The following is a 12,892-nucleotide window of genomic DNA, read 5'->3' as shown; positions in this document are numbered from 1 at the left end:
CTCACCCGCCGGCCCGCCTGAGGAAGGGGGTCGCAAGTTCGAGACAGGCTTCGTAATCGCTCCGAGAGAGGTCGCGGCCACCGAACAGCACCAACTCGGCGCGCTGGGCAAGGGTTTCGAGCGTCTGGCGATGCTCAAAGCTGCCAGGAAGAAGGCGAACCAGTTCTCGGGTTGTCAAACTGCGCTTCATGACGATGGCGTTCTCTTCGGCAGCGAGAACAAGGAAGCGCTGAAGAATCAACCGCAAACCGACGCGAGGGTCGCCCTCCGCCTTGAGCCTTTCGAGAAGGTCGCGATCGATTTCCGGATCTGCCGCGGCAGCTGGCGTGGGCGGGGCAAGCCTGCGGTCGCTCGGGCCCGCCAAATCTCTGAGGTGACCGCGATTGCGCCAAATGAAAAACACGGCAGCAGCAAGGATGAGAAACAAAATAGCGAACGCCATGCCCCTGACGGCGGGAATGCTCTGCACATCGCCGGTCGCCTCGCCGCGAGACTCCGCAGTTGACGTCTCGGCGTCCAGCGCGGATTCAAACGGCATGTAGACAACGCTCGTCTGGAGCCCGTTGCCCGCAACAGCCTCGACGTAGGTGGTGCCGGATTCGCCCTTTGGCGGCGTGAGACGTGCGACGGTTGCCGCGTCCCCGGTTCCCGTTCCGGTGTCCAATCGCTCTTGCGGGCTCTGAGCATTCGCAATGCCGCCTGCGGCTAGAAAAAAAGAGAGGCAGAGCCCTGCAACCGATCTACGGCGCCAACTCGGCAAGCCGGCTATCGTGCCGGCCGACCAAGGGCGAAACGAAAGACACCATTCTTCGGGGAGAGACAAAATCTAAGCCTTGCGGACAAAAATAGATCGAAAGCTTTATAGGATTGAAGCTTCGTTATGCCACCCCTAGGCGACACGCCGCAATCTGCGCTCACGCCCCACACCCAGCGTCGTTTGCGTCCGAAATTCGCAGACACGGTTTCATCCGCTGACGGGGGAAACTCTATGAGCGCACAGGTGACGCCGGGCTGACCTGCATCGATGCGGGATTTCACGCCCAGCCCCGCGCAAGCGGTGATTGCGCTATCGCCTGGCCAGGCTCTTCGGCGGAGGAATCGAAGACGGAGCGCGCATCGCTCGCTGGGACGGAAGGTGCCTCGAAGATCGAGGAGCCGCGCCTACTACGCTGCGACAAGGCCGGCGATTCGGCATCAACCGCCTGCGTAACGAGCTGACACACGTTCACGGCCTTCGCGTGGCATCCACGACATCAAAGCACTCAGTCAGTAGCAGCGAAACAATTTCGGATAAACGAAGCGGGAAAACAACCAGACAACAGCAACGGTGCAAAACCACCCAAACCTATACACGCCGAAATACAACGTCGCCCAACCGATCACCGTTACAGCGATAAAAACGATTATCAACATATACATTTCAATTGTTATTTTTAAGGGCTTAAATTTCATTTTCAGTTCTTTGACACGTTTCGATGCACACAGACAATGCCCGCCGCACGCCCAGCCAATACCGCACATACAGAAAGCACCAATACTGTCGCCGCTCTGATCATTGAATGTCTTGTAAATTCACGCGCTTCCGTCATCAGCCGTTCCCCTTCGAAGAGAGCGGAAAACCTTTCGGGCAATCACCGGCAGAAATGATCCTTTTTGTCAGCACACAGCACAAAGCCGGCAGCTGGGCAGAGACAGTCACGGAGCAACAGCGCGGCAGGTTTCCGCATCAGTGCTTCTCTGCTTATTCAGCTCACGGCTTCAGGGCACTGACCGAAGGAACGGCGTTGCGCTCAGTCCTCTGGTTCAACACGGATATCCCAGCTTTCGGGCCACACGCCGAGCCGACCGTGCATCACCTCAGCGAGGCGCTTGACTGAGAAAGCCGGATCGCACGGCGTCCGCTCGACGCTGTAGGTGATTGCACTACCCTCGGCCTCGACCTCGAAACTCAGGCCATCCCGCTCCGAGGCAACCGAGGCGGCCGCGGTCTGGCCCGGATTGTACCCATTCCACATGTTGACGTCGTGCGAGGCATCCATGAACCGCTGCGCGAAATCGAGCTCATTCCGAGGCAGATCTTCTGCGTAAGTCAGCACGAAATTGAAAAAATAATATCCTGACCAGTCATATTCCTGGTCCGCCGCCCAATCTTGCGGCCAACTGCTCTCAAGATAGTCGTCATCCGGCGGAAATTCCGCGAGACGCGCCGTCATGAATGCGCCCGCCTCCACATTGGCAGTTTCGAGAGCGGTCAGAAGCTTGTTGACCGACATCGCTTCCGGGTTGTCGACGAAGAAGACGACTTCATCAATGGTCGTGGATCGCTGTGACTCGTAGTCCTGCCCGAAATCGAGAAGATTGAGAACGATGGCACGATCGGCATCGGCGATCGCAGCGGCCTCTCTTACGACGATGTCGATGGCATTCCCTGCCGCCTCCACATATGTCGCGATCGTCTCGACACGGCTGATCACGTCATTCAGATAACGCGACGTGATTTTCTTCGGAAAATCGCCGATGAGTTCGCGCGGTGTGAACCTGGCATTCAAAACCACACGGCAGAGCGTATCGCCGGTTTTCGCGGCGAACGATATGGGAAAGTTATAGGTTCTCATGGATGACACTTTTCTGAGCCGTATTTAACCTAGAGGGCCGTTGGCGATTTCGCGCCGTCGCATTCAGGTGCCGTCGCATTCAGGTGCCGTCCCGCCACACGCCCCCTCGCGCCAACCCCATACTTTCGCTCGATCGCATCGGCTAAATCGCCGGTTTCTCTCGCTCTCTTCCGCGACACGCGACACGCGACACGCGACAGCTGAATTTTCTTCTTACCCGGTTCCGGTTTCAATAATTTTTGACAAGCCTGGCTGCGAACCAAGCGTAAAATCGCACACATTTCCCGAAAGACCGGATCCCGCCGCATTGTCTGCGCGACACCATTCCCGCAGTCATTGTTACAGGCATTACACGCCCGAACCATGCTCCCCACCCCCCCAGTTAACATATATAGAACACTACAAATTATACATCAATTCTATACATATTCATACTTCATTTGATATTTCGATAAGGTTTTCTTTTCGAAACGGCAGAAGTCCCTCCTCGAAAAACCGCAATGTCGGCCATGTAAATCCTGCTGACTTACTGACAAAAACGGGACAAACGGTGCTGTTCGCGGGTCTGGACCTGCCGGTGGTCGACAGAAAAGCATGCCGCGACCTGCGAGGAACAACGCACGCTGGCACGCTGTCGCACCACCGCTCTCATTGCTTATCTCTCCGGACATACGCTCAGAGCGGCCAATGCTCGCGCCGTTGGCGCGATGGTTTATCGACCCGCGGCGGCGACGACGGCTTCATGAGATAGGGGCGCGGCATTGGTAAAGCGCCGGCGCAGCCACGAGGAGAGATCGTCGACGAAGGAGTAGATCACCGGAATGACGATCAGGCTGAGGGCGGTCGAGACGAGAAGTCCGCCGATGACGACGAGCCCCATCGGCCGGCGAAAGCTCGGATCGCCCCCCGACAGACCCAGCACGACGGGGCACATGCCGCCGATCATCGCGATCGTCGTCATGACCACCGGGCGCGCCCGCTTGTGACAGGCGTCGAGCAGGGCTTCGCCCCTCTGCCAGCCTTTCTGCTGGGCGGCCGCTGCGTATTCGACGATCAGGATCGAGTTCTTGGTGACGATCCCGATCAGCATCAAAAGGCCGATCGCCGTCGCCATCGAGAAGCTGGTGCCAGTCAGGACCAGCGGCAGGAGCGCACCGCCAAGCGATAGCGGCATCGCCATCAGGATCGTGAACGGCTGCAGGAAATCGTGGAAGAGCAGCGCGAGCACAGAATAGATGCACACCAGGCCGATCACCAGCGCGACCAGGAAGCCGGCGAACATGGAATCCATGCGCTCAACCTCGCCTTCATCGATCATCTTGACGCCCGCCGGCAGGGACTGGATGGCCGGCAGCGCCTGAACCTCCTCCATCACGGCACCGATGCTCCTGCCGTTCAGCTCGACGCTGACCGTGACGTTTCGCTCGCGGTCGATGCGCGAGATGCTGGTCGGACCCGTACCGAGCCTGACGTCGGCGACGGACCCGAGCGTCACGCTTCCGCCATTGCCGTCGACGCGCAACTGACGAATGTCCTCGAGATTGCTGCCCGGACCGGTGTCGAGTTTCAGCCGGATGGGAAGCTGGCGTTCCGGCAGATTGAGCTTGGGCTGAGAGAAAGCGTAGTCGCCATAGGTGGCGATGCGCACCACGTCGGCGACGGCCTCGGGCGTGACACCAACGGCGCTGGCATAGGCGCTGTCGGGAACGATCTGCACCTCCGGCGCCTCAAGGGCGGCGGTCGAGGTGACTGCGCCCAGTCCGTGCAGACCGCGCATCTGGTCCTCGAGAGCCTTTGCCGCCTGGAGCAGCGTCGCGTCGTCATTGCTGGCGAGAACGACGTCGAGGGTGCTGCCGTCGCCGCCGGCCCCCACTTGAACCCGCGCGCCCGGCACACGGTCCAACGCGGCGCGGATGTCGTTCTCGATCTGCGTCTGAGACCGATCGCGCTCGTCGAGCGGCGTCAGATCGACGGTCAGCAGGGCCCCGGTCACGTCCGCGGTGATGGCAAGATCGGGGCCGCCGCTGTTGCTGCCGGAGGCGCCCACCACGGCAAAGACAGACCGAACCTGTCCGACCTTGGCGATGGCGGCGGCCGCCTGTCGCACGACCGCATCCGTCTCCTCCAGGCTGCTGCCCGGCTGGACGTTGAGGGTCACCGTCGTCTGGGCGATGTCGGCCGGCGGCACGAAGGCCGTCTCCAGGAGCGGAACCAGCGACAGCGACCCGGCGATGAAAAGGATGACCGCCAGGATTGTCAGCTTGCGCCAGGCGAGGCACGAGCGGGCCAGACGCATGTAAGAGCGCATCAGCCAGCCATCCGCGTGCGCACTCGTCGTGCCAGGGGACTTAAGAAGGGACGCGGCCATCATCGGCGTGAGAAGCCGGGCCACCAGGAGCGAGGCGAGGACCGCCGCCGCCGCCGTGATGCCGAACTGCCGGAAGACGAGACCAGGGATGTCGCCCATGAACGCCGTCGGCAGGAAGACGGCGACGAGGGTCAGGGTCGTGGCGATGACGGCCACGCCGATCTCCTGCGTCGCCTCAATGGTCGCAGCGCGCGGCGTGCCGCCATGGGAGATGTGACGTTCGATGTTCTCGACCTCGACGATGGCGTCATCCACCAGGATCCCCACAACCAGCGACAGGGCAAGCAGCGAGACGACGTTCAGCGTGAAGCCGAACCATTCCATGATCATGAAGGTCGGGATCATGGCCAGCGGCAGCGCGGCGGCCGAGACAACGGTCGCGCGCCAGCTCCTCAAGAACAGCCACACGATGACGATGGCGATCAGGATGCCCTCGGCGAGCATATGCATCGAGGCCTCGTAGTCATCGCTCGTCGCTTTGACCGTGTTGGACGCCTCGACGATCGAAACTTCCGGGTGGGTGGCCGCGAAGTCGGCGATCACCGATCGGATCCCATTGGCGACGGCGACATCCGAATAGCCGTTCGATCTCTTGATCTGGACCCCGATGACGCGCTCGCCGTTGAGATAGGCGAGCGAGGTCCGATCGGCGTGCGCATCCGAGATCGTCGCGATCTGGTCGAGCCGGACCGAGGCTCCGCTGGCGGCGGGCACGGAAACCGAGGACAGACGGTCGATCGTGTCGGCGGCGCCGAGAACCCGGATCGACTGGCGCGAGGACGTGGTCTGGACACGGCCGCCGGACTGGTCGAGCTGGACCGAGCGCAGAAGGCCCGCGACGTCCGTCACTGACAGGCCGAGAGCGGCGAGTTTGCCAGGATCGACCTCGACGACGATCTCGCGATCGATGCCGCCGACGCGCGCGACATCGCCGACCCCCTCGACCGACCGCAGCGCCTTGGTCATATCGTTGTCGACGAACCAGGATAGCTCGGCCTCGTCCAGTTTTCCGGATGTCACGGCATAGGTGATCAGCACCGAGTTCTGGATCGACAGCTTGGTGACGCTGGGCGCGCTCATTTCCGATGGCAGATCCGCACGCACGCTGTCGACGGCATTGCGGACCTCGTTGAGGGCTTCGTTGGGGTCCTTGGCGATCTCGAACTCGGCCGTGATGCCGACGGAGCCATCATTGACCGTCGTCGTGATGTGATTGAGACGGCTCAGAGATGCGACGCTATCCTCGATTTTGCGCGCCACCTCCGTTTCGAGCTGCGCGGGTGCGGCGCCTTCGAGATTGGCGGAGATCTGGATGAGGGGCAGGTCGAGATCGGGGAAGGACTGAACGCCCAGCTTTGAGAAGGAGAACAGTCCGCCGATCAAAAGCAGGACGAAGAGAAGGACGACGGGAACGGGGTTGCGGACAGCCCAGGCGGAGATGTTCATTTCCGCGTCTCGTTCTCGGCAACGACCGTGACGGGAGCACCGTCGAACAGGAAGCCGCCGCCGTTCTCGACCAGTCGCGCGTGCTCATCGAGCCCCGAAACCACTTCGACGCGGCCATCGCGGCGGCGGCCGATCGTCACCTGGCGTCGCTCGACGATGTTCCCGGTGAGGCGATAGACGTAGCTGGCCCCGCCCTCCATGGTCACCGCCGTCGACGGTACGGTCGTCACCGCCTGACTGTCGATGTCGATCGAGCCGCTGGCAAATGCGCCGGGGGCAAGATCGCAGCCCGTCGGCAAGTCGACGTAGATCATCACGCGTCCGGTGGCGCGGTCTGCCGTCGGAGCCATGGTTCTCACCGACCCCGGACACAGCGCGTGTCTCTGATCGAAGATCTGCGCCTGCTGGCCCTTCACGATGTGCCTCAGATCCTTGGCTGCGACCTCGGCCTGCCATTCGGTCCGGTTCTGGCGAATGACGCGGAAGAGTTCGGTACCGGCCGTCGGCACGGCGCCGAGCGTGGCGGATTTTTGCGAGACGACGCCATCGTCGATCGCGCGAATAGTCGTCTGCCGGAGTTTGAGCCTTGTACCGTCCAGGATCGCCTTCTGGGCTTTCAGATTAGCCGAGGCCACCTTTTCGGCGCTCAGCGCATCTTCAACGTCCTTCTGCGACATCGTTCCCTTGGCATTCTCCGAGAGGCGCCGCGCGCGGTCGGCATCGGTCGTCGCCTTTTCGACGTTCGCCTCGGCGCTTGCGACGACGGCAACCTGGCGGCGCAGGTCGGCTTCCACGGCGTCGTGCGACAGACGTGCGAGGACTTGGCCCTTCTTCACCACATCGCCGACGTCGACGAGAATTTGCTCGATCCGGAGCTCGCCGATTTCGGTGGAGATCGACGCCTCATCCCAGGCAGCAATCCAGCCGCTGGCGGCGATGGTGGAGGTCCAGCGCTCCTGCCGCGGTTCGATCGCCTGGACGGCCAGGACCGGCTTCGAAACCGCCGGACCGTCCTCGGCGGCGACGTTGGGGGGAGCGAACGGCACTCCCGCCAGGCAGAGCGTCGCAAGGAACAGAGATCGTCTTTGGCTCATCGGAGCCTCCTTCCGCGGATCATCCGCAGGATTAGCGCTGCTCGGCAGGGGCCGCTGTCGGCATCAGCCGGACGAGGCTGAGGCAGACGAAGACGACGGCTGCGACGAGGGCGAGATTGACGAGCATCGCGCGACCCTGACCGGCGAGGGAGGCCACGCGGCGCGACCTGGTTGGAACCCTCTAAGGACCTTTCACGTCCCCACTCGACAATTCTGATACGGTGTTTAGTTGCTATACGCTGTATATCAGCGATTTGGTGTAGTCAATGCGGTCTCGATGCGCGACAACGAGATGCCATGAGTAACCAGAAAGAATCAGGCGCCCCGGATCCATTTTTGGTTTGGGAGAGGCCGGAACCCAAGAAGCGGCCGGCACCGGCCCCGCTCAGCCGGGATCGTATCGTGCGCGCGGCGATCACACTGGCGGATGCGGAAGGCCTTGCTGCCGTCTCGCTGCGCAAGGTTGCAGCGCTGCTCCGTTCCAGTCCGATGCGGCTTTATGGGTATATCGACACCAAAGAGGAGCTGCTCGACCTGATGGTGGACGCCGCCTACGGTGAGATGATCGCGGAAGGTCCGTTCCAGGGAGGCTGGCAGGATTGCCTACGAACGATGGCGCAGCGCACGCGCGAAGCCGTCCATCGGCACGCCTGGCTGACCGAGCTTCTGAGCGGACGTCCGCTCCAGGGCCCGAATGCCATGACCTATAGCGAGGCGGCACTCGCCGCGCTCAGTGACCAGCCTGGGTTCGAGGACATTGCCGTCACGCTCCAGACGCTGAAGACCGTCACTGCCTATGTCGTGGGCGCCCTGCAGGACGAGGCCAGCGAACACCATGCCGTCCAGGTGAGCGGCATGACAAAGGAAGAATGGCAGCTTGCCACCTATCCTTATCTTGAGCGCATGCTGGCCACCGGCCGCTTTCCGAACATCGCCCGGATCGTGAAGGAGGTCGAGCACCCCTCCCCCGCGGAGGAGTTTGAGCGCGGGCTCCAGATCATTCTCGATGGCGTCGCCGCGCGGATGAACTCCTGAGGCACGCGGGATCATTCTGGCCTTGCGTGACCTGGCTTCCGGGTTTCTGCGCTATGTTGGGGATGGTCGCGATCGACGAAATATCCGCCACGACGTGACGAGCGCGCCAAAGCCGCCAATCCGTTTTCGGCCATTCTGTGCCTAGGATAGGAGAACGTCGCCTCATCCGCACCGGAGATTGTTTGCCTCAGAGAGGCAGAGCGTGAGGAGAAAACGGCATCTTCCAGGCCCTCGGCGTGGGATCTGGGGCGTGTCGGCTACTTGCCCTTGAGCCGCGACTTCAGTCCAGAAAGAATTGTCGCGGCGAGCGCATCGTAGTCGCCGTCGAAATGGTGTCCGCCCGTCGTCTCGATGATTTCGATGTGTGAATCCGCAAGTGCCGGGCAGACGGTGGCGCGGCTGTCATCGGCGCCATAGACACATTGAAGCTTTGCGGGGTCGATCCGCTCGATCTGAGGCAAAGTCGGATGCGCGGAGGCGGAGGCCACGCCGAGCCATCCCGAAACCGAGATTTCGAAATCTGCGGACGGCGCGGCGCCGAGAAGCGATATCTGCGCGACCTTGGCCTGGTGCGACGCATCGAGAGCGTTGTAGACCTCCGGCATCATATCGGCCCCGAAGGAATAGCCGACGAGCGCGACGTGGCCGACACCCCATTTCGCGGTGTAGACATCGATCAGGCCCGCAAGGTCATGCGCGACCTCCTCGGGCGTTTTCTCCGACCAGAAATAGCGCAAGGAATCGACCCCGACCGTTGGCAACCCTTTCGTCTGGAAGATGCCGGCTATCGTTTTGTCGAGATCCCGCCAGCCACCATCGCCGGAATAGACGATGGCCATCGCATCGACGGTGGGGGCGGCCGGAAGCTCGACGATCGGCATGTCTAGATCACCCTCCTGCGGCTGCGACGCGCGGTCGAGAAGCTCGTCCAGTTTCTCTCCGAACGCAGCCTCCGCCCCCTCTCCATCGGTGACCGAAACCGCGAAATGCGCAGAGATGAGGTTCGCGATATGGGCTCTCGCCTCCTGCGTTGCGGATGAGGAGAAATAGACATCGACCGGATCGGGCAGAGGCCCCGGAGACAGGCCATAGACGGTCTCGCCGGCCACGGTCTCGCGCGGCGCGCCGGAGCAGAGCGGCTTCTTCAAGGAGATTCCGGGCGTCGGATCGAGCGCGAGCGTATGACCCACCGTCGCCTCAGGCGTCTGGGCCGCGATCGCGACCGCCAGGCCGCCGCCGGCGCCCTCTCCGGCGATGATCGGCGCGTGATAGTCCGATGTGCCTGCCTGTCTCTGCAGCGTGTGGCTCAAGTCTTCGATATCGGAAACGAGATAGGCGCAGTCGTCGTCTTCGGCCTCGAGAGCCGCGAGATAACGCGGCAGATCAACGCCGACGACGATCGCGCGATGATCGGCGAGCGAGAGAGCCCTCGCATCGTCGGCCTCGCTCCAGCCGTCGCGATCGGAGATGAGGAAGACGATCCCGCTCACGGGCGCTCCGCGATTGAGGATCCGGGCGATTGCCGGCTGCCCGGAATCGAGGATGGCAGCCGACGCGTCAAAACTCGCCGACCCGCAGAGCACGGCCAGAACCGCGCAAAACAGATGCTTCATTTGGAAACCACCCCGCGCAAACCGCCGCCGATGAGAACCGTGACGTCGGTCAGGGCAATCAGAGGATTGATGCCGCCGGACACGGCCATGTATCTCGGCTCCCAGTGCGGGTCGAACTTGTCCTTGAAGCCGTGCAGCCCCTTGAAATGATAGAACCGCTCGCCGTGCTCGAAGACCGCCCGTCCGACCCGGTTCCAGAGCGTCGCAGCGCTTCCCGAACGAAACCCGGAGAGCGGTGCCATGCCGAGATCGAACCATTCATATCCCTCTTCCTTGAAGAGAAGGATGAGCTTCAAGAACAGGAAATCCATCGTCCCGTTGGGCGCATCCGGTGCGACGCGCATGAGATCGATCGATGCCTCAAACCGCACCTGCGTGGTGAGAAGCGTCGCAAACGCGATGATCCGCCCCTGATGCCTGAGGCATGCCACCGGTTGCGCGGCGACATAGGCCTCATCGAAAGCCCCGAGCGAAAACGCCTTTTCACGGACGTTGTGATACGACAGCCAGACGTCTGAAACCGCCTTGAGTTCGCCGAGGATTTCCGGAACGCGCTCAGACGGATAGACCTCGAACTCAAAGCCCGCACGCTCCCCCTTGCGCAACGCATTGCGAAAGTTCGAGCGTCGCCCTCCTTGAAGATCGAAATCGGCAAGCTTCACCTTTGCACTCTCGCCGAGCTTGAAAGCTGCAAGACCCGCATCCGCGTAAAGGCTCAGATCGCGCGGACCGACTTCATAGAACACGGCACGGCCGCCATGCTGCCGCGCGGTCTCGACGAACTTCCAGACGAGGCCAGGCCAGGACGCTCTCGCACCGATGGGGTCGAAAAGCGCGACCCACGAGCGTCCCTGGCGCGCGAACATGATGAAGGCGTCTCCGCCTTCGGAAAACATCAGGCTCTTGTCGCCCATGCGCACCAGATTGGCATCCGGGCGATCCTGTTGCACGGCGATCGCAACGGCGTGTTCCAGCTGCTCGGCGGTCGCCTTTTCGCGAATGCCGGGCCATGGCCTGACGAGAGACCATACGGCAAGTGTCGCGAGTGCGAGCACGATGCCGACGAGCGCGCGAAGGCTGCGCGGCGCATCGGCCGTCACTTCGAACTGCCACCAGAGCTCGTGCGTGTAGGCCACTTCCTTGTAGGCGAACATCATCACGGCGAAGGAGGAAACGAGGATCGTTGCCACGGCCACCAGCCAGCGCAGACTGAAGGTCTCATGCATCAGCGAGGACGGACGCGAAAACTCGGCTCGGGCCGTGAGGAGAGCGACGAGGAGCAGAGACAGAACGACGGTCTCGCCAACGGCAAGAGCCTTCAGCGGTGCGAATGCCAAAGCGAGAAGAGTTGCGACGACGCTTACCCACCAGGCACCGTCGAGCCGGAAAACCAGCCCCCGAGCGGTGATCAGCAAGAGCGTGCCGAGAATGCTCGAGAGGAAATGCGCGCCTTCGATGATGGGGAGCGGAACGAAGGCGTTCAGAAGGCCGAGACGTTGCGGAGCGGCAGGCGTCAGGCCGGACAGGACGAGCATGCCACCCGACAGAAAGCTGAGAGCGCCGAGAACGGGTGGGATGAGTTGGGCAGCGCCCGCCAAAGTCGCGCCCGCGACGGCCCGCCGCGCCTCCAGGCCGATGATCGTAAGAGCCGCAGCGGCAAGAGGCAGCGCGTAATAGATCAGGCGGTAGAGAACCAGGGCGGCGAGCACCCGGTCGACGGGCAAGGTGGCCGAGAGAGCGGCGATCATCACCGTCTCGAAGACGCCGATGCCGGCCGGCACGTGGCTGAGCACGCCGAGCGCGACGGCGATGGCATAGACCGGGACGAAGCCTGCAAAGCCGATCGAATCTTGCGGAAGCAGCACCCACAGAACGGCGGCGGATGCGCTGATATCGAGGAGCGTGATGGCGAGCTGGCGCAGGATCAAGCCGGCCCGGGGCAGCACCACGCGCAGCGAGCGAAACTGCAATGTCCGCGCTCGCCGCAGGGAAACGATGACGGGCGAGAATGCGAGAAGCAGCAATCCGCCTCCCGCAAGATGAAGGAGTGAAACCGGCACCCGGAGAGCCGCAGCAACGGGGTCGCCCGCGAAGATGAGGCCGAGACCGGCCGTTGCCACGAGACCAAGACCGAAGCCCGCCGTGATGAACGCCACGACGCGCGCGATCTCCTCCGGCTTCAGGCCGAGCGGGGTGTAGAAGCGGTAGCGCACCGCACCGCCGGAGAGCGGCCCGAAACCCGCCGTATTGCCGACGGCATAGGCGCAGAAGGACGCAAGGGCCACGCGTGGATAAGGCAGACGTCTGCCGGCATAATCCAGCCCAGAGACATCGTAAAAGCTCAATGCCAGAAAACTCAGCGCCGTCAGCGCGCCCGCCGCAGCGAGCCGCCACCAGGACACCTCAGACAGAGCCTCAACGACTGCAGAATACGTAACATCCTGGGCGAGACGGCTGACGGCGAGAGCCATGAAGGCGAGCAGCACCACAAGCAGGATGGGTGCCAGAAAGCGACGCCAGCGCCGACGCGGTTCTCTCTGTCCTTCCAAGCCATTCGGGTCAGAACTGTCCCCACCGTCAGGCGCCACAACCCGGCGAGATCCCGCAGCCTCCATCCCCATCAGCCTCCGACCCCACAGGACGTGCCAGCGGGACGTTGCCCGCGATCCAAGATGGTGGCTCTCGCTATATCTCTCATTTGCCTCTGCTGCGTCTACTGGA

9 protein-coding genes are annotated in these 12,892 nt (G+C 62.4%); 1 reads left to right on the top strand and 8 read right to left on the bottom strand.

Annotation, left to right across the window (positions count from 1 at the left end; genetic code table 11):
* Position 1: 1 nt before the first annotated feature.
* From EO094_RS13895 to EO094_RS18880, 6 genes are all read right to left on the bottom strand, one after another.
* Positions 2-664: a DUF4129 domain-containing protein gene (locus EO094_RS13895; RefSeq protein WP_128293094.1), complete on the bottom strand. Its 663-nt coding sequence runs from the start codon at positions 662-664 to the stop codon at positions 2-4.
* Between the two features lie 370 nt (positions 665-1,034).
* Positions 1,035-1,229: a hypothetical protein gene (locus tag EO094_RS13890; protein WP_128293092.1), complete on the bottom strand. Its 195-nt coding sequence runs from the start codon at positions 1,227-1,229 to the stop codon at positions 1,035-1,037.
* Between the two features lie 561 nt (positions 1,230-1,790).
* Positions 1,791-2,615, bottom strand: a complete 825-nt coding sequence (locus EO094_RS13885; protein ID WP_128293089.1) for a hypothetical protein — start codon at positions 2,613-2,615, stop codon at positions 1,791-1,793.
* A 712-nt stretch (positions 2,616-3,327) separates the two neighbouring features.
* On the bottom strand, positions 3,328-6,429 hold the full coding sequence (locus tag EO094_RS13880; protein WP_128293086.1) for an efflux RND transporter permease subunit: 3,102 nt from the start codon (positions 6,427-6,429) through the stop codon (positions 3,328-3,330).
* The gene (locus EO094_RS13875) at positions 6,426-7,523 is read right to left on the bottom strand and encodes an efflux RND transporter periplasmic adaptor subunit (RefSeq protein WP_128293083.1); all 1,098 of its coding nucleotides are present in this window, start codon (positions 7,521-7,523) and stop codon (positions 6,426-6,428) included. The genes EO094_RS13880 and EO094_RS13875 overlap by 4 nt, the downstream gene beginning before the upstream one ends.
* Positions 7,524-7,554: 31 nt before the next feature.
* A complete protein-coding gene (locus EO094_RS18880; protein WP_281275251.1) occupies positions 7,555-7,680 on the bottom strand; it encodes a hypothetical protein in 126 nt (41 codons plus the stop codon).
* A 245-nt stretch (positions 7,681-7,925) separates the two neighbouring features.
* Here EO094_RS18880 and EO094_RS13870 point away from each other — a divergent pair, with 245 nt between their 5' ends.
* Complete coding sequence (locus EO094_RS13870) at positions 7,926-8,558, top strand: TetR/AcrR family transcriptional regulator (protein ID WP_246008512.1); 633 nt, start codon at positions 7,926-7,928, stop codon at positions 8,556-8,558.
* A 257-nt stretch (positions 8,559-8,815) separates the two neighbouring features.
* On the opposite strand, the gene EO094_RS13865 is transcribed toward EO094_RS13870, so the two are convergent.
* Both EO094_RS13865 and mprF read right to left on the bottom strand, forming a co-directional pair.
* The gene (locus tag EO094_RS13865; protein ID WP_128293078.1) at positions 8,816-10,171 is read right to left on the bottom strand and encodes a virulence factor family protein; all 1,356 of its coding nucleotides are present in this window, start codon (positions 10,169-10,171) and stop codon (positions 8,816-8,818) included.
* On the bottom strand, positions 10,168-12,720 hold the full coding sequence (gene mprF, locus EO094_RS13860) for a bifunctional lysylphosphatidylglycerol flippase/synthetase MprF (RefSeq protein WP_246008511.1): 2,553 nt from the start codon (positions 12,718-12,720) through the stop codon (positions 10,168-10,170). The genes EO094_RS13865 and mprF overlap by 4 nt, the downstream gene beginning before the upstream one ends.
* Positions 12,721-12,892: the final 172 nt, after the last annotated feature.

Origin of the sequence: Afifella aestuarii (assembly GCF_004023665.1) — a bacterium.
GTDB classification, from domain to species: domain Bacteria; phylum Pseudomonadota; class Alphaproteobacteria; order Rhizobiales; family Afifellaceae; genus Afifella; species Afifella aestuarii.
The sequence above is the reverse complement of the archived record's forward strand: the minus strand, read 5'-3'. Positions and strand labels throughout refer to the sequence as shown.